Below are 16,802 nucleotides of genomic sequence, written 5' to 3'. Positions count from 1 at the left end.
GTCACGGCGGGCCTAGACGGCTGGTTTGCGCAGCACGTAACCCACACCGCGGAGGGTATGGATCAGCCGGGGCTGCACGTTGTCGACCTTTCGCCGCAGATACGAGATGTACGACTCGACGATGTTGTCGTCACCGCGGAAATCGTATTTCCACACGTGGTCGAGGATCTGCGCCTTGGAGAGCACCCGGTTGGCGTTGAGCATCAGGTAGCGCAGGAGTTTGAACTCGGTCGGCGAGAGCTGCACCCGGCTGCCGGCCCGGTAGACCTCGTGCGTCTCCTCGTCGAGCTCCAGGTCGGCGAAGACGAGCCGGGAGGGCTGCTCGTCGCTCGCGCTGGTGCGGCGCAGCACCGCCCGGATCCGGGCGGTGAGTTCCTCCAGGCTGAACGGCTTCGTCACGTAGTCGTCGCCGCCGAGCGTCAGGCCCCGGATCTTGTCGTCGGTGCCGTCCCGGGCGGTCAGGAACACCACCGGTGTCCGCTGGCCCCCCTCACGCATCAGCCGGATGACCTCGAAGCCGTCCAGGTCGGGCAGCATCACGTCGAGGACGACCAGATCGGGGGCGGAACTGCGCGCGGCGCTGACAGCGGCGCTGCCGCTGGTCGCCGTCGTGACGTCGAACCCGGCGAAGCGCAGGCTGGCGGAGAGCAACTCGAGGATGTTCGCGTCGTCCTCCACGACGAGAAGCTTCGCCTCGCTCTGCTTGGGCTGGGTTTGAGCGACCATGCCGCCATTGTTGCCCCACCCGCTGCAGCTCGCCTGCGCAGTTCCTGAAAATTGTCTGTGAGGTCACGCTGCCAGGCGATACCCGCTCTCCCCCAGACTGGCCTGCGCCGCCCGGGCCAGCACCCGCCGGTCCGCCCCCGGTTCCGGGCGCAGCGCCGGGGCCGCGACCAGCGTGATCGTCAACTGCCGGATCCGGGCGATGCGCAGCACCGAACTCCACAGAGTGTCCTCACCGATGAAGCAGGCCTCGGCCGAGTCGTACCGGATGGAGACCGGCACCACCGGAGCGCCCGCGTCGATCGCCGACTGGAAGAAGGCCGGCCGGAAGCGCCCGTGCTCGGCGCCGCAGAAGGTGGTGCCCTCCGGGAAGACCACCACCGAACGACGGTCCCGCAGGACACCGGCCGCCTCGGCCACCGTGCCGGGCAGCGTCCGCGGACGGGTCCGGTCCACGAACATCGAGCCGATCCGGCCGGCGAACGCGCCGATCACCGGCCACGACCGCACGTCGTGCTTGGCCACCAGGCGTACCGGCAGGATCGCGGTCAGGGCCACGATGTCCAGCCAGGAGACGTGGTTGGCGACCAGCAGGCTGCCCGGTCGCGGCCGGGGACCGCGCCAGAGCATCCGGACCCCGAGGACCGCGAGCAGGGCGCGGCACAGGCCACGCAGGGCGGCGCCACGCAGGAGCGCCGCCGGAAGGACACCGCCGAGGAGTACGCCGAGAAGCGCCGTCACCCGCACCAGGACGGTCACCCGGGCCGCGGCGGGGAGACCGCCGGGCCGGCAGCGGTCGTCGCACCCCGAGGCGGGCTGCCAGAGCACCGCCGTCACCGCGTCGCGCCCAGGAAGTGCCGGCGGTACCGCGGGTCCAGCCGGTCCATCGAGAACAGCACGTAGAAGTCGGCGCAGTCGAACGCCGGGTCGTAGGCCGGGTCGCCGCAGACCCAGCTGCCCAGTCGCAGGTATCCGCGCAGCAGTGGCGGCACGGTCACCTTCGGGTCGGCGACGACGCCGGCCGGCGCCTCCCACGGACGGCGCGGGCGGACCCGCAGCGCCGGCGGCGACAGGTGCTTGGCCCGCACCCGGGCCCGGACGCCGGCGGCCAGGTGACCGCCGTCGGCGAGCGGCACCGACGCGCACCCGCCGAGCCAGCGCAGGTTGTTGAGGTGCAGGTACCGGGCGATGCCGGCCCACATCAGGTTGACCACGGCGCCGGAGCGGTGGTCCGGGTGCACGCACGACCGGCCGATCTCGACCAGGTGGTCGCGCAGCGGGCGCAGCGCGCTCAGGTCGAACTCGGTGTCGGCGTACCGGCGGCCGGCCAGTTCGGCGGCGCGGGGCGGGAGCATCCGGTACGTGCCGACGACCGCGCCGGTGGCGTCGTCCCGGACGATCAGGTGGTCGCAGTACTGGTCGAACTCGTCGGCGTCCAGGCCGGCCGGGGCGCCGGTCAGGTCGGCACCGAGTTCGCCGGCGAAGACGTCGTGGCGCAGTCGCTGCGCGTCCTCGACGAGAGCGGAGTCGTCGGCGAGGAGGAGGGAGTAGCCGCTGGTCCCGGTGGGTGCGGCGGCGGTCATCAGAACAGCCATGGGATTTTTGTAAGGGCGACACCTGCCGATGGGATGTCGTGGCAGGTGGCGATGTGTGACAGCTGAATGAACGGCGTGTGCGAGGGCCCTGTGGGAAGGTCGGTGGATGCGGATTCCGGCTCGCTTCAACGGACCTCCCGGCAGCGGCAACGGCGGCTGGTGCGCGGGCGCCTTCGCGGTCGCGGCGGGCGCCGGCCCCGGTGGCCCGCCCTATCAGGTGACGCTGCGGGTACCACCGCCGCTGGACACCGTGCTCGAGCTGCGCGACAGCGCGGTCTACGCCGGCGACCGGCTGGTCGCCGAGGTGGCGCCGACGGCGACGGCTGGCGACGGGGTGCCCCCGGTGACGCGCGCGGAGGCGGACGCCGCCTCGCAACGGTTCCCCGGATTCACCCGGCACCCGTTCCCCGGCTGCTACGTGTGCGGTCCGGAGCGGGCCGAGGGGGACGGTCTGCGGATCTTCCCGGGCCCGCTGCCGGACGGGCGGGCCGCGGCGCCGTGGACGGTCCCGAACCAGGTGTCCGCCGAGACGATGTGGGCCGCCCTGGACTGCCCCGGCGGCTGGGCGGCGATGTCCGACGGCCGGACGTTCGTGCTCGGCCGGATCGCCGCCGAGATCGACGCGCTGCCCGCTCCCGGCTCGTCCTGCCTGGTCGTCGGCGCGTTGTCGAAGGTCGACGGCCGTAAGGCCACGGTCGGCACCGCCCTGTACGACGAGTCCGGCCGGCGGCTCGCGGTCGCCCGGGCCACATGGTTGGCGGTGGTCTAGTAGGTTGATCGCTTCCAGTAGACGCTGAAAGTACTTTCAGTGTCTTCAGCCGAGTTCGAGGGGCCGAGACGATGAGCGGAGCGGACTCGGCGGAAATCGTCGTTGAGCGCCTCACCAAGCAGTACAGACAGCTCAAGGCGGTCGACGACCTCTCCTTCTCGGTGCGGTCCGGCCGGGTGACCGGCTTCCTCGGCCCGAACGGCGCCGGCAAGACCACCACGCTGCGCATGCTGCTCGGGCTGGTCGCCCCGACGGCCGGCACGGCCACCTTCGGCGGCCGCCGCTACGTCGACCTCACCGACCCGGTCCGCCAGGTCGGCGCCGTCCTGGAGGCGTCCAGCGCGCACCGCGGGCGCACCGGCCGCAATCACCTGCGGGTGGTCTGCGCCGCGGCCGGCCTGCCGCAGAGCCGCGTCGACGAGGTGCTGAAACTGGTCGGTCTGGAGCCCGCCGCCACGCGCAAGTTCAAGGGTTACTCGCTCGGCATGCGCCAGCGTCTCGGCATCGCCACCGCGATGCTCGGCGACCCGCGGGTGCTGATCCTCGACGAGCCGGCCAACGGCCTCGACCCGGAGGGCATCCGCTGGATGCGCGACCTGCTCAAGGGCCTGGCCGCCGAGGGCCGCACGGTGCTGGTCTCCAGCCACCTGCTGGGCGAGATGCAGCTGCTCGCCGACGACGTGGTGATCGTCGCGGCCGGCCGGCTGATCCAGCAGGGCCCGGTGGAGGCCGTGCTCGGCGGCGCGGGCACGGCACGGGTCCGGGTGCGCACGCCGCAGCCGGCCGAGTTGACCGCCGCCCTGGCCGCGCTGAACGCCGGCGTCCAGCCGGAGAGCGACGGCTCGCTGATGGTGACCGGGGTGGAGCCGGCGCAGGTCGGCAACGCGGCCTTCCGGGCCGGGGTCGAGCTGCACGAGCTGACCGGTGAGCGCGCCGACCTGGAGAAGGTCTTCCTGGAACTGACCGCGGGGAAGGCGGACATCCGATGAACCTGGTACGCGCCGAACTGTTGAAGATCCGGACCACCTCGCTCTGGTGGATCTTCGGGATCGTCCTGCTGCCGCTCTGGGCCCTCTCCCTGGCGTTCAACTGGTTCCAGTACCGCGGGAGCTCGCCGGCCGGCGGCGACATCGTCGATGACGCCGCGACCCCGGTGGCCGTCGCCTCCGATCTCTACACCACCGGCCAGTTCTTCGGGATCCTGATGGTGCTGCTGATCGGCGCCATCCTGATGACCAACGAGTTCTTCCACCTGACCGCGACCAGCACCTTCCTCACCAGCCCTCGTCGCGGGCAGGTGATCCTGGCCAAGTACGCGGCGGCCGCGATCGCCGGCGCGGTGGTCTGGGTGGTGCTCACCGCGCTGAACCTGATCCTGGTCCCGCTGCTGCTCGACGCGATGGAGCTGGGCTCGCAGCTGGACGAGACGGCGGTGTGGCGGGCGATCGCCCTGAACCTGCTCGCCTTCCTGCTCTGGGCGGTGCTCGGCGTCGGGTGCGGGGTACTGCTCCGCAGCCAGATGGCCGCCGCTCTGACCCTGTCGCTGCTGTACGTGATCGGCACCCAGGCGATCACGCTGGTCTTCTTCCTGCTGACCCAGAACGTCGCCGAGTGGATCGGCAACCTTCAGGTGCTGGTGCCGGTGACCGCGTCCCAGCTGATGATCTCCGGCACGGATCTGCCGGGCAGCCCGCCGCAGTGGGTCGGCGCCGTCGTGCTGATCGGCTACGCGGTGGTGACCGGCCTGGTCGGGACCTTGATCACCAAGAGCCGCGACATCTCCTGAGCGGTCCACCCCGTACCCCGGCGGGACCGGGGCCTGAGCCGTATGTTCGCCACAGAGCGGACGTCCGGACGGAGAGCGCTCGTGCACGGCGTAGCCTGGACACCGATTCCTACTCGTCCCGCGTGACGAAGCAGTCACGTGATGACAAACACGGTGAAAGAGGCGAACGCGGCAGTGTCGACGCAGCAGACTTCGCAGGACAATCCGCTCGCGGACTTCGGTCCCAACGAGTGGATCGTCGATGAGATGTACCAGCGATACCTGGCCGACCCGACCAGCGTCGACCCCGCCTGGCACGATTTCTTCGCCGACTACAAGCCGGCGATGGCCAAGGGCTCGATCGCTACACCGGACGAGGCCAAGGCAGCCACGGCGACCGCGAGCGCCGCCAAGGCCGGCACGGACGCGCCCGCCGCGTCCACCGTGGCCCCGCCCAAGCCGGTGACGCCGCCGCCCGCCGCCCCCAAGCCGGCCCCGGCCAAGCCCGCCGCCGCCCCCGCGGCCAAGGCGACCCCCGCCGCCAAGCCCGCCGAGAACGGCGCCAAGGTCACCACCCTGCGCGGCGTCGCGGCCAAGATCGTGCAGAACATGTCGGCCTCGCTCGAGGTGCCCACCGCCACGTCGGTGCGCTCGGTCCCGGCCAAGCTGATGGTCGACAACCGCATCGTCGTCAACAACCACCTCTCCCGCGGTCGCGGCGGCAAGGTCAGCTTCACCCACCTCATCGGCTGGGCGCTGATCCAGGCGGTCCGCAAGCACCCGGAGATGAACAACTCCTTCGCCGAGATCGACGGCAAGCCCGCACTCGTCGCGCCGGAGCACATCAACCTCGGCATCGCCATCGACCTCGCGAAGAAGGACGGCTCCCGCACGCTGGTCGTGCCGTCCATCAAGAACACCGAGACGATGGACTTCCGTCAGTTCTGGCAGGCGTACGAGGACGTCGTCAGGCGCGCCCGCCGCAACGAGCTGACCATGGACGACTACTCCGGCACCACCATCTCGCTGACCAACCCCGGCGGCATCGGCACCGTCCACTCCATCCCCCGCCTGATGAACGGGCAGAGCGCGATCATCGGCGTCGGCGCGATGGAGTACCCCGCTCCCTGGTCCGGCATGAGCGACGAGACGCTGACCGAGCACGGCGTCAGCAAGGTCACCACGCTGACCAGCACGTACGACCACCGGGTCATCCAGGGCGCGCAGTCCGGCGAGTTCCTCAAGGTGATGCACGAGCTGCTGCTCGGCGAGCACGGCTTCTACGACGAGATCTTCACGTCGCTGCGCATCCCGTACGAGCCGGTCCGCTGGGTGCGCGACGTGGTCCGGACCTCCGAGGGCCAGATCGACAAGGCGGCCCGGGTCGTCGAGCTGATCCACGCGTACCGCGTCCGCGGCCACCTGATGGCCGACACCGACCCGCTCGAGTTCACCATCCGCAAGCACCCCGACCTGGACGTCCTCCAGCACGGGCTGACCCTGTGGGACCTGGACCGCAGCTTCCCGGTCGGCGGCTTCGCCGGCAAGCAGAAGATGAAGCTGCGCGACGTGCTCGGCGTGCTGCGCGACAGCTACTGCCGCCGGGTCGGCATCGAGTACATGCACATCCAGGACCCCGAGGAGCGCCACTGGCTCCAGGAGCGGGTCGAGGTCAAGTACACCAAGCCGGACGCCGACGAGCAGAAGCACATCCTGCACCGGCTCAACGCGGCCGAGGCGTTCGAGACCTTCCTGCAGACGAAGTACGTCGGGCAGAAGCGGTTCTCGCTCGAGGGCGGCGAGTCGCTGATCCCGCTGCTCGACGTGGTTCTCCAGTCGTCCGCCGAGGCGGGGCTGGACGAGATGGTGATCGGCATGGCGCACCGCGGCCGGCTGAACGTGCTCACCAACATCGTCGGCAAGCCGTACGAGAAGATCTTCAACGAGTTCGAGGGCTGGATGGACCCCAAGTCCGCCCACGGCTCCGGCGACGTGAAGTACCACCTCGGCCAGACCGGCAAATACACCACGCCGGACGGCGAGCACGCCACCACGGTCAGCGTCGTCGCCAACCCGTCGCACCTGGAGGCGGTGGACCCGGTGCTCGAGGGCATCGTCCGCGCCAAGCAGGACCGCCTCGACCTGGGCCTGCACGGATACACCGTGCTCCCGGTCCTGGTGCACGGTGACGCCGCGTTCGCCGGCCAGGGTGTGGTCGCCGAGACGCTCAACCTGTCGCAGCTGCGCGGTTACCGCACCGGCGGCACGGTCCACATCATCGTCAACAACCAGGTCGGCTTCACCACCGCCCCGGAGTACAGCCGGTCGACGATGTACTCGACCGACGTCGCCCGGATGGTCGAGGCGCCGATCTTCCACGTCAACGGTGACGACCCCGAGGCCGTGGTCCGGGTCGCCAAGCTGGCCTTCGAGTACCGCCAGACGTTCAACAAGGACGTCGTCATCGACATGATCTGCTACCGCCGCCGCGGTCACAACGAGGGCGACGACCCCTCGATGACCAACCCGCGGATGTACCAGATCATCGACACCAAGCGCAGCGTCCGCAAGCTCTACACCGAGGAGCTGATCGGCCGTGGGGACATCACCGTGAAGGAGGCCGAGGAGCAGCTGCGCGACTACCAGGGCCGCCTCGAGGACGTCTTCAAGGCCACCCGCGACTCGGCGGGCTCCCCGCCCCGGCCGCGGATCATCTCCGAGGAGCCGGAGCCCGGCGCGCAGACCGCCGTCGACGCGGCCGCCGTCCGCGCGGTCGGCCAGGCGCACGTCGAGCTGCCCGAGGGCTTCACCCCGCACAAGCGGGTCCAGCAGCTGCTCGACAAGCGCGCCAAGATGTCCTCCGACGGCGGCATCGACTGGGGCTTCGGCGAGCTGATCGCCTTCGGCACCCTGCTCAACGAGGGCGTCACGGTCCGGCTCGCCGGCCAGGACTCCCGCCGTGGCACGTTCGTCTCCCGGCACGCCGCGATCGTGGACGCCAAGACCGGCAAGGACTTCCTGCCGATCTCCACGCTGGCCACCGGCAAGGCCCGGTTCTTCGTGCACGACTCGCTGCTCAGCGAGTACGCGGCGATGGGCTTCGAGTACGGCTACTCGGTGGAGAACCCGGACGCGCTGGTCCTCTGGGAGGCCCAGTTCGGCGACTTCGTCAACGGCGCCCAGTCCATCGTCGACGAGTTCATCTCGTCCGGCGAGGTCAAGTGGGGTCAGCAGTCGTCGCTGGTGCTGCTCCTGCCGCACGGCATGGAGGGCCAGGGACCGGACCACTCGTCCGGCCGTCCCGAGCGTTTCCTGCAGCTCTGCGCCCAGGACAACATGCGGGTGGCGAACCCGACCACCCCGGCGAACTACTTCCACCTGCTGCGCCGCCAGGGCCTGAGCCCGAAGCGCAAGCCGCTGATCGTCTTCTCGCCGAAGTCCCTGCTGCGCCACAAGCTCGCGGTCTCCCCCGTCGAGGACTTCACCACGGGCACCTTCCAGCCGATCCTCGGCGACGCCGGGATCAACGGCCAGCCGCTGGACGCCGGCGCCGTCAAGCGGGTCCTGCTCTGCTCCGGCAAGGTCTACTACGACCTGTTCCAGGCCCGGGCCGACCGTGGTGTCACCGACACCGCGATCATCCGGATGGAGCAGATCTACCCGCTGCCGGTGGAGGAGCTCAAGGCGGTCCTCGCGCAGTACCCGAACGCCGAGGACTTCGCCTGGGTGCAGGAGGAGCCGGCCAACCAGGGCGCCTGGTCGTTCGTGGCGCTCAACCTGCTCGAGCACCTGGAGGGCGTGCGGCTGCGCCGCATCTCCCGCCCGGCGGCGGCCGCTCCCGCGGTCGGCTCGGTCAAGATGCACGATGCCGAGCAGCAGGCCCTGATCGAGGCGTCGCTGCCGCGCCAGTGACGATCTGTTCCTAGAGGGGGTGCTCCGCTGCGGCGGGGCGCCCCCTCTTAGTATCCGGGCATGTACTTCACCGATCGTGGCATCGAAGAGCTGATCGAGCGGCGCGGCGAGGAGACCGTGACCCTCGAGTGGCTGGCCGACCAGCTCCGCACCTTCGTCGACGCCAACCCGGAGTTCGAGACTCCGATCGAGCGTTTCGCCACCTGGCTGGCCCGCGACGACGAGGACGAGGAGTAACCACTCCCCGCGGGCGTTGCGCTGGACGACCGGCCGCGGCGGGCCGCGCTGACCAGGGTCGGCCGCGGAGATGCGGGTAGCCGGTTCGCCCGTTCGGGTGTCGTACCCCACAAAACGAAACGGCCCGGTGTCCGCCGCCGGCAGGAACCAGCGACGGACCCGAGCCGGACCGAAAGTGGTCAGAAAGCCTCGGTGAGTCCCGCGACCCCGCCCGCCGACGCGTCCGCCGGCATCTTCGCCTTGGCGGCCTCGTCGCCGTAGAGCGTCCAGCGCCAGAAGTCGGTGGTCGTCGATGCCACCACCGCGGGCTGGTCGCGGTGCGGCAGGTGGGTTCCCTTCGGGATCTCCAGGAAGGCCTTCGGCCAGGTGACCTGGTTGTACGCCCCGTAGGCCTCCTCGTAGGTGACCGTCTCGTCGAGCTTGCCCTGGACGAACAGCAGTGGCGCGGGAGTGCCGGAGAACGGCGCCGGCGACGGCATCTGCCGGCCGGCGATCAGCACGCCGGCCTTGAGGCGCTCGTCGCGGCTGCTGGTGAAGAGACCGACCGTGGTGATCGCGCCCGCCGAGTGCCCCGCCGCGGCGATCTTCTCGGTGTTGATCGCGGCCGGCAACGCCTTCAGCACCTCGGTGATCACGAACTGCCCGTCGGCGGGCTGGTTGACCACGTCGTCGGCGTTGTAGACAGTCGCCTGGTTCCAGGTGTGCGGATATTTCGGGGCGGCGATCACGAATCCGGCCTGGGCCCAGGCGTTCAGCAGGTCGGCGTAGTCGTCAGGCTGGGAGGTCAGCCCGTGGCTGAAATAGATCATCGGGAACTGGCCGTCGCCGACCGGCTGCCAGATCTTGGTGGGCAGCGGCCGGTCGGTGCCGCGGCTGAGCTGCAACTCCTGGGTCGTGACCTGATAGGTCTGCTGGGGCGCGCCGGTGGCCGGCGCGGGCGACGAGGTGCCGGCCGTCGCGGAGGTGGCGTCGGTGTTCTCCGACTCCGTGGTGCAGGCACTCAGGCCGGCGACGGCGGCGATGGCGAGGGTGAGAACAGAACGACGATGCACCCGGACCATTCTGCCGCCTATTGATCAGAGGTTCCTGGTAGCGGCGGGTAGCCGACGTCACAGCGGGTCCGTCGAACAGGTGCCACGCGGTGGCCAAACCTTGAAACCCTTGGCTAGGGTCAGGCGCATGTCTGACAACGTCGACCCCGCTGGCAACACCGAAGCGTTCCGGGCCTTCACCCGGGACACCCCGGAGGCGAAGGCCCCGTCCAAGGCGCCCCTCATCATCGGCGGTGTGGTCGCCGCCGTCGTGGTGATCGCCGTGATCGCCTTCCTGGTCCTCTGAGCACGTCGACCGAAGGTTCCGTCCGTCATAGGTCGCTGCCGGGCAGACCAGCCCGCGAAGTGCCGCCGGAGTCACGGACGACAGTTCTGAGCAGGTGCTGAGAAGAGGCCGGTCAGAGCACCGCCCGCCGGGACTCCTCGGCGATCTCCAACTCCTCCTCGGTCGGCACCACGCAGACCGTGATCGGCGAGCCCTCCGGGGAGATGACCGTCTCGTTGCGCTGGTTGCGTTCCGGGTCGACCACGATCCCGAGCGCCTCCAGCCCGGCGAGCGCCGCCGCCCGCACGTGCCGCGAGTTCTCGCCCACCCCGCCGGTGAAGGTGATCGCGTCCACCCGGCCGAGCACGGTCAGGTACGACCCGATGTACTCCCGCAGCCGCCGGACGTAGACGGCGAAGGCCAGCTCGGCCTGTTCGTCCCCGGCCTCGTACCGCTCCTCGACCGTACGCATGTCGTTGTGGCCGGAGAGCCCGAGCATGCCGGACCGGCGGGTCAGCAGGTTCTCGATCTCGTCGAGCGGCAACCCCGCGACGCGGTGCAGGTGGAAGATCACGCTCGGGTCGACGTCGCCGGACCTGGTGCCCATGACCAGGCCGCTCAGCGGGGTCATGCCCATCGAGGTGGCCACGCTGCGGCCGCCCTGGACGGCTGTCGCGCTCGCCCCGTTGCCCAGGTGCAGGGTGATCACGTTGGTGTCGGCGACGTCCTTGCCGATCACCGCTGCGGTCTGCCGGGACACGTACGCGTGCGACGTCCCGTGGAATCCGTACCGCCGGATCCCCCACTGCTTCGCGGTCGGCAGGTCCAGCGCCCAGAGCACGCCCTCGTCGGGGATCGTCGAGTGGAACGCGGTGTCGAAGACCGCCACCTGCGGCACGTCGGGAAGCAGTTTGCGGGCCACCGTGATGCCGGTGAGCGCGGCCGGGTTGTGCAGCGGCGCAAGCGGGATCAACTCCTCGATCGCGGCCGCCACCTCATCGGTGATCACCGTCGAGGTGTTGAAACGCTCGCCGCCGTGGACCACCCGGTGGCCGACCGCGGTCAGATCGCTGAGGTCGACCTTCGCCATCAGGTCCCGCAGTGCCTCCTCGTGGTCGGCCGCGTCACCGCCGTCCTCGCCGATCCGCTGGATCAGGCCTTTCGCCAGGACCTGCGACCCGTCGAACAGCCGGTAGCGCACCGAGGACGAGCCGCAGTTCAGAACGAGTACCCGGCTCATCGTGCTCCTGCCTGAATGGCCGTGATCGCGACCGTGTTGATGATGTCCTTGACCGTGGCGCCGCGGGACAGGTCGTTGACCGGCCGCCGCAGGCCCTGCATGACCGGGCCGACCGCGACGGCGTTGGCCGACCGCTGCACGGCCTTGTACGTGTTGTTGCCCGTGTTCAAGTCGGGGAAGACGAAGACGGTGGCCTTGCCGGCGACCGCGCTGCCGGGCAGTTTGGCGGCGGCGACGGCCGGGTCGATCGCCGCGTCGTACTGGATCGGGCCCTCCACCGGCAGGTCGGGGCGGCGTTCCCGGACCAGGGCGGTGGCCGCGGCGACCTTGTCGACGTCGGCGCCGGAGCCGGAGCTGCCGGTCGAGTAGGACAGCATCGCCACCCGCGGTTCGATGCCGAACGCGGCCGCGGTCTGTGCTGAGGAGAGCGCGATGTCGGCCAGCTGCGCGGCGTCCGGGTCGGGGTTGACCGCGCAGTCGCCGTAGACCAGGACCCGGTCGGCGAGCAGCATGAAGAACACGCTCGACGCGACCGAGACGTCCGGAACCGTCTTGATGATCTCGAAGGCGGGACGGATGGTGGCGGCCGTGGTGTGGGTGGCGCCGGAGACCATGCCGTCGGCCAGTCCGGCGGCGACCATCAGGGTGCCGAAGTAGTTGACGTCGCGGACCACGTCGTACGCCAGGTCGAGGCTGACACCCCGGTGCTTGCGGATCTCCGCGTACCGGGCGGCGAAGTCCTCCCGCAGCGGGCTGGTGGCCGGGTCGACCAGCCGGGCGTCGCCGATCTCCACGCCCAGCTCACGGGCCCTCCGGTGGATCTCGTCCGGGTCGCCGAGCAGGGTCAGGTCGGTCACGCCGCGGCGCAGCAGCGTCTCGGTGGCCCGCAGGATGCGCTCCTCGGTGCCCTCCGGCAGGACCAGGTGCCGGCGGTCGGCGCGGGCCCGGTCGATCAGGTCGTTCTCGAACATCAGCGGGGTGACCCGGCTGGAGCGGGACACGTCCAGCAGGCGGATCAACTCGGCGGTGTCCACCGACTCCTCGAAGACACCGAGGGCCGCCTCCACCTTGCGGGGCGTGCTGAGCTGCGCCTCGATCTTGGCGGCGCCGGCGATCGTGTGGTAGCTGTCGGCCTTGGTGACCAGCATGGCCAGGCCGGTGTTGAGGCGTTCGATGACCCGGACCGCGCGTTCGTCGGCCGGCTCCCCGAGGGTCAGCACCAGGCCGGCCAGGGTGACGCTGCCGGCGGCGTGCGCGGCGCTGGCCGCCACCAGCAGGTCGGCGCGGTCGCCGGCGGTGATCAGCAGGGCGCCGTCGGTCAGGTGGTCCAGCACGGTCGGGACCTGCGCGGCGCCGACCACGTAGTCGAGGACGTCGCGTTCGAGCGCGGCCGGCGTCCCGTTGATCACGGTGGCGTCCAGAGCCTGGGCCACCTCGCCGACGGTCGGCGCGGCGATCATCGGCACGTCCGGGATCGCCCAGAACGGCACGGTCAGGCCCTCGGGCGCGGCGCTCTCGCCGTCCGTCACCCGGTTGGCGATCACCGCGACCACGGTCGCGCCGAGATCGGTCAGCGAGTGGTAGGCGCTGCGCGCGGTGGCGGCCAGCGCCTCCGCGGTGCGTCCCTCGCCGTTGACCACCGGGATCACCACGCTGCCGAACTCGGTCGCCAGCCGGGCGTTGAACGCCAGCTCACGGGGCAGCTCGCCGCGGCCCTCCTCGGGCTTGTCGGTGAAGTCGCTGCCGATCACCACGACGGCGCTGCTCTTCCGCTCGACCTCGCGGTAACGCTCCACGATCCGGCCGATCAGCTCCTCGCGACGGCCGTCGGCGACCAGCGCGGACGCCTCGGCGTGCGTGACGCCGTAGGAGTCGTCGTAATCGATCGTTCCGGGATAGCGCTCACGCAACAGCGTGAGCATCGGATCCTGCCCCGCTCCGGAGACCAGGGGCCGGAAGACGGCGACCCGGGCGACCTGACGGGACAGCAGCTCGACGATGCCGAGCGCCACGGTCCCCTTGCCGACGGACGGGGCCAACCCCGCCACGTAAACGCTGCGTGCCACGGCTTCAAACTACCGGCCGGGATGGGTGGAGACCGGGTCGAAAGTCCCGTTCGGCCGATGACCCGCATCACGGGATCTCCTCGCACGGCCGCCCGCACACAAACGTCTGTCGATCAATGGGGACCATTGTCCTCGCCCAGGGGTGAATCACGTTCCGGCCGGCGGCCCGGAACCCCCGGCTACCGGCCCGAGGAAGCGTGAGAATCACGCCTGATGGTCCACCGCGACCTTGCCGAAGACGTCACCGGAGGCGAGGCGGGCGAACGCCGACCCGACCTCGCTGAACGGGACGGTCGTGTCGATCACCGGGCGGACGCCGCGGGTGGCGCAGAGTTCGAGCAGGCCGGCGAGTTCGGCGGCCGTGCCCATGCTGCTGCCCAGGATCTCCAGTTGCATGGCGAAGACGCGGCGCAGGTCGATCTCGGCCCGGTGCCCGGCGGTGGCGCCGCAGACCACGATGCGGGCACCGGGCGCCGAGCACTTCATCGAGTGGTCGAAGGTGGGTGCGCCGACCGATTCGATGACGACGTCGACGCGTTCCGCCAGGCGCGCACCGGGTTCGACAGCGGTGGCGCCGAGGGCCGCGATCCGCTCGCGTTTCCCGGCGTCCCGGCTGGTGGCGTAGACCCGCTTGCCGAGGGCCGCGGCCAGCACGACCGCGGCCGTGGAGACGCCACCGCCCGCGCCCTGGACCAGCACCGCCGAGGCGTCCGCGATCCGGCCCCGGGTGACCAGCATGTGGTACGCGGTCAGCCAGGCCGTCGGCAGGCAGGCCGCTTCCACGAAGGACAACTCGGGCGGTTTGGGGATCAGGTTCTCCCGGGGCGCGGCCAGGCGTTCCGCGATGGTGCCCGGGTGCCGTTCGGAGAAGAGCGAGTAGCCCCGCGGGTCGGCCTTGTCCTCGACCACCGGGAAGACGACGACCTCGGCGCCGTCCGGGTCCACGCCGGCGGCGTCGCAGCCGAGGATCATCGGGAGCCGGTCGGCGGGCAGGCCGACGCCGCGGAGCGACCAGAGGTCGTGGTGGTTGAGCGAGGAGGCCCGCACGTCGACCGGCACCCAGCCGTCCGGCACATGCGGTTCGGGCAGATCGGCGACGGTCAGCCCGCGCAGGGGCTCGTCCGGGTGCAGGGCGGAGGCGTAGGCGGCTCGCATCCTCCGACCCTAACGCCGTGATCCCCGCTGTCCGACCCTGATGAAAGGCCGGGCAGCGGGGGCAGATCGGATCAAGCGGGCAGGGGCTCCTGGGCCTGCGCCGGGACCGGGACGGTGGTCCGGCGGGCCACGCCGTCCTGCACCGCGGCCTCGGCGACGGCCGCGGCGACCGCCGGGCCGACCCGCGGGTCCAGCGGCGACGGCACGATCGCGTCGGGACGCAGGTCGTCGGCGACGATGGCGGCGATCGCGTCGGCGGCCGCCACCTTCATCCGGTCGGTGACGGTGCGGGCCCGCACGTCGAGCGCGCCGCGGAAGATGCCCGGGAACGCGAGCACGTTGTTGATCTGGTTGGGGAAGTCGCTGCGGCCGGTGGCCACGATCGCCGCGTACTTGTGGGCGATCACCGGCAGGACCTCCGGGGTGGGGTTGGCCAGCGCGAAGATGATCGCCTCGGGGGCCATCCCGGCCAGCGCGTCCTCGGCGATGCTGCCGCCGGAGACGCCGATGAGCACGTCCGCGCCGATCAGCGCCTCGGCGGTCCCGCCGGTGCGACCGGAGATGTTGGTGGTCGCGGCCAGCTCGGCCTTGACCGGGGTGAGGTCGGTGCGCTCGGCGTGGATGATGCCCCGCGAGTCACAGACGATCATGTTGGCGCCCTGGATGCCGGCCGCGATGAGGGTCTGCGTGATCGCGACACCGGCGGCACCGGCGCCGCTGACCACCACTCGCAGGTCGGCGAACCGGCGGCCCTGGAGGGCGGCCGCGTTGCGCAGCGCGGCGAGGGTGACCACCGCGGTGCCGTGCTGGTCGTCGTGGAAGACCGGGATGTCCAGCTCGGCGTCGAGCCGGCGCTCGATCTCGAAGCAGCGCGGGGCGCTGATGTCCTCGAGGTTGATGCCCCCGAAGGACGGCGCCACGGCCTTGACCGCGGCGATGATGCCTTCGACGTCCTGGGTGTCCAGGCAGATCGGGATCGAGTCGACCCCGCCGAACTGCTTGAACAGGACGGACTTGCCCTCCATCACCGGCATCGCCGCCTTGGGGCCGATGTTGCCCAGGCCGAGGACGGCCGAGCCGTCGGTGATCACGGCGACGGTGTTGGCCGTCCAGGTGTAATCGGGGTAGAGGGTCTCGTCCTCGGCGATCGCCTCGCAGACCCGGGCGACGCCGGGGGTGTAGGCGAGGGAGAGGTCGTCCCGGCTGGCGAGCGGGACGGTCGAGCTCATCGTCATCTTGCCGTGCCGATGCAGGTCGAAGACCGGATCGGCGGCGAGGGCGGGGTCGAGCTCGAAACTGAAGTAAGACACGGTGACTCCACACGGCATCGTCGTTGATACGTGGCACCCGCCACTACCTGGTCGCGAGTATGCGCCAGTGGGCGGTGCGAGCGGGGATCACCCGGGATAGCGACCGCAGCACGAGTGTGCGCTGGGGATACTGGAGCCTAACTTAGCTTCCAGGGACGCGGGTAGTAGCGGAACAACACCCGCCCAACGACGTCGGCGGGCCCGTAGACACGGGAGTCGTCCGAGGCGAACGTGTTGTCGCCCTCGACCCACCAGCCGCCGTCCTGCTCCCGGACCGCGCGTTTGACCACCAGGCGGGGCAGTCCGGAGAAACGCGCCACCACGATGTCGCCGGTCCTTACCCGTGGGGTGCGCAGCACCACGAGAGCGTCGCCGTGCCGGAGCGCCGGGACCATCGACGGACCCTCCACCGACACAGCGAACAGCGGTAATTGCCATCTCAAGGCATCAAGCCTCCGTCGCGTTACCCCATGGATGTAAGGGGTACTGTCAACCCGGATCATCGCAAATCTCATGGAGGAGTCCTGATGCGACTTCCGCGTTTCCTCACCCCGCGCACCGTGGTCAGCGCCCACTGCGACCTGCCGTGTGGCGTCTACGACCCGGCGCAGGCTCGGATCGAGGCCGAGTCGATCAAGGCCATCGCCGAGAAGTACCAGGCGAACACCGACCCCGAGTTCCGCACCCGGGCGATCCTGATCAAGGAGCAGCGC

16 protein-coding genes are annotated in these 16,802 nt (G+C 70.6%); 7 read left to right on the top strand and 9 right to left on the bottom strand.

Annotation, left to right across the window (positions count from 1 at the left end; all coding sequences use genetic code 11):
• Positions 1–12 precede the first annotated feature (12 nt).
• The 3 genes from WH85_RS32030 to WH85_RS32020 all read right to left on the bottom strand — a co-directional run bounded on the left by WH85_RS32030 (position 13) and on the right by WH85_RS32020 (position 2,318).
• Positions 13–726: a response regulator transcription factor gene (locus WH85_RS32030; RefSeq protein WP_045745803.1), complete on the bottom strand. Its 714-nt coding sequence runs from the start codon at positions 724–726 to the stop codon at positions 13–15.
• 63 nt (positions 727–789) lie between these two features.
• Positions 790–1,551 carry a lysophospholipid acyltransferase family protein gene (locus tag WH85_RS32025; protein ID WP_245674181.1) on the bottom strand — a complete coding sequence of 254 codons (762 nt, stop codon included), beginning with the start codon at positions 1,549–1,551 and terminating at the stop codon, positions 790–792.
• Positions 1,552–1,556: 5 nt separating this feature from the next.
• Positions 1,557–2,318: a GNAT family N-acetyltransferase gene (locus WH85_RS32020; protein WP_045745801.1), complete on the bottom strand. Its 762-nt coding sequence runs from the start codon at positions 2,316–2,318 to the stop codon at positions 1,557–1,559.
• Between the two features lie 106 nt (positions 2,319–2,424).
• Here WH85_RS32020 and WH85_RS32015 point away from each other — a divergent pair, with 106 nt between their 5' ends.
• From WH85_RS32015 to WH85_RS51805, 5 genes are all read left to right on the top strand, one after another.
• A complete protein-coding gene (locus tag WH85_RS32015) occupies positions 2,425–3,087 on the top strand; it encodes a hotdog family protein (protein WP_045745800.1) in 663 nt (220 codons plus the stop codon).
• Positions 3,088–3,158: 71 nt separating this feature from the next.
• On the top strand, positions 3,159–4,076 hold the full coding sequence (locus tag WH85_RS32010; RefSeq protein ID WP_045745799.1) for an ABC transporter ATP-binding protein: 918 nt from the start codon (positions 3,159–3,161) through the stop codon (positions 4,074–4,076).
• The gene (locus tag WH85_RS32005; protein WP_045745798.1) at positions 4,073–4,873 is read left to right on the top strand and encodes an ABC transporter permease; all 801 of its coding nucleotides are present in this window, start codon (positions 4,073–4,075) and stop codon (positions 4,871–4,873) included. Before WH85_RS32010 ends, WH85_RS32005 begins: the two co-directional genes overlap by 4 nt.
• 174 nt (positions 4,874–5,047) lie before the next feature.
• Positions 5,048–8,764: a multifunctional oxoglutarate decarboxylase/oxoglutarate dehydrogenase thiamine pyrophosphate-binding subunit/dihydrolipoyllysine-residue succinyltransferase subunit gene (locus WH85_RS32000; protein WP_045745797.1), complete on the top strand. Its 3,717-nt coding sequence runs from the start codon at positions 5,048–5,050 to the stop codon at positions 8,762–8,764.
• Positions 8,765–8,824: 60 nt separating this feature from the next.
• On the top strand, positions 8,825–9,001 hold the full coding sequence (locus WH85_RS51805) for a DUF6104 family protein (RefSeq protein ID WP_169792511.1): 177 nt from the start codon (positions 8,825–8,827) through the stop codon (positions 8,999–9,001).
• Between the two features lie 179 nt (positions 9,002–9,180).
• On the opposite strand, the gene WH85_RS31995 is transcribed toward WH85_RS51805, so the two are convergent.
• Positions 9,181–10,053: an alpha/beta hydrolase family protein gene (locus WH85_RS31995; RefSeq protein ID WP_045745839.1), complete on the bottom strand. Its 873-nt coding sequence runs from the start codon at positions 10,051–10,053 to the stop codon at positions 9,181–9,183.
• 127 nt (positions 10,054–10,180) lie between these two features.
• Here WH85_RS31995 and WH85_RS51800 point away from each other — a divergent pair, with 127 nt between their 5' ends.
• Entirely contained in the window at positions 10,181–10,339 is a 159-nt protein-coding gene (locus tag WH85_RS51800; RefSeq protein ID WP_169792510.1) for a hypothetical protein, read from the top strand.
• A 112-nt stretch (positions 10,340–10,451) separates the two neighbouring features.
• Here the strand turns inward: WH85_RS51800 and WH85_RS31990 are convergent, their stop codons facing one another.
• The 5 genes from WH85_RS31990 to WH85_RS31970 all read right to left on the bottom strand — a co-directional run bounded on the left by WH85_RS31990 (position 10,452) and on the right by WH85_RS31970 (position 16,532).
• Positions 10,452–11,558, bottom strand: coding sequence for an acetate/propionate family kinase (locus WH85_RS31990; RefSeq protein ID WP_045745796.1), 1,107 nt, complete (start codon positions 11,556–11,558; stop codon positions 10,452–10,454).
• On the bottom strand, positions 11,555–13,624 hold the full coding sequence (gene pta / locus WH85_RS31985) for a phosphate acetyltransferase (protein WP_045745795.1): 2,070 nt from the start codon (positions 13,622–13,624) through the stop codon (positions 11,555–11,557). Before pta ends, WH85_RS31990 begins: the two co-directional genes overlap by 4 nt.
• Before the next feature lie 204 nt (positions 13,625–13,828).
• Positions 13,829–14,779, bottom strand: a complete 951-nt coding sequence (locus WH85_RS31980) for a zinc-binding dehydrogenase (protein ID WP_045745794.1) — start codon at positions 14,777–14,779, stop codon at positions 13,829–13,831.
• 71 nt (positions 14,780–14,850) lie between these two features.
• Entirely contained in the window at positions 14,851–16,107 is a 1,257-nt protein-coding gene (locus tag WH85_RS31975) for an NAD(P)-dependent malic enzyme (RefSeq protein WP_045745793.1), read from the bottom strand.
• A gap of 119 nt (positions 16,108–16,226) precedes the next feature.
• A complete protein-coding gene (locus WH85_RS31970) occupies positions 16,227–16,532 on the bottom strand; it encodes a S24/S26 family peptidase (RefSeq protein ID WP_045745792.1) in 306 nt (101 codons plus the stop codon).
• Positions 16,533–16,616: 84 nt separating this feature from the next.
• On the opposite strand from WH85_RS31970, the gene WH85_RS31965 reads away from it, so the two are divergent.
• Positions 16,617–16,802, top strand: a 186-nt coding sequence (locus tag WH85_RS31965) for a superoxide dismutase [Ni] (RefSeq protein ID WP_045745838.1), incomplete at its 3' end; no start/stop codon positions are given.

The organism is Actinoplanes rectilineatus, assembly GCF_000962825.1.
In the GTDB taxonomy this organism is placed as follows: domain Bacteria; phylum Actinomycetota; class Actinomycetes; order Mycobacteriales; family Micromonosporaceae; genus Actinoplanes; species Actinoplanes rectilineatus.
The sequence above is the reverse complement of the archived record's forward strand: the minus strand, read 5'-3'. Positions and strand labels throughout refer to the sequence as shown.

Coding starts and splice junctions, on each gene's coding strand:
- WH85_RS32030 (WP_045745803.1), bottom strand. CDS start 726: ATGGTCGCTCAAACCCAGCCCAAGCAGAGCGAGGCGAAGCTTCTCGTC.
- WH85_RS51805 (WP_169792511.1), top strand. CDS start 8,825: ATGTACTTCACCGATCGTGGCATCGAAGAGCTGATCGAGCGGCGCGGC.
- WH85_RS32005 (WP_045745798.1), top strand. CDS start 4,073: ATGAACCTGGTACGCGCCGAACTGTTGAAGATCCGGACCACCTCGCTC.
- WH85_RS31975 (WP_045745793.1), bottom strand. CDS start 16,107: ATGCCGTGTGGAGTCACCGTGTCTTACTTCAGTTTCGAGCTCGACCCC.
- WH85_RS32010 (WP_045745799.1), top strand. CDS start 3,159: ATGAGCGGAGCGGACTCGGCGGAAATCGTCGTTGAGCGCCTCACCAAG.
- WH85_RS32015 (WP_045745800.1), top strand. CDS start 2,425: ATGCGGATTCCGGCTCGCTTCAACGGACCTCCCGGCAGCGGCAACGGC.
- WH85_RS51800 (WP_169792510.1), top strand. CDS start 10,181: ATGTCTGACAACGTCGACCCCGCTGGCAACACCGAAGCGTTCCGGGCC.
- WH85_RS32020 (WP_045745801.1), bottom strand. CDS start 2,318: ATGGCTGTTCTGATGACCGCCGCCGCACCCACCGGGACCAGCGGCTAC.
- WH85_RS31990 (WP_045745796.1), bottom strand. CDS start 11,558: ATGAGCCGGGTACTCGTTCTGAACTGCGGCTCGTCCTCGGTGCGCTAC.
- WH85_RS31980 (WP_045745794.1), bottom strand. CDS start 14,779: ATGCGAGCCGCCTACGCCTCCGCCCTGCACCCGGACGAGCCCCTGCGC.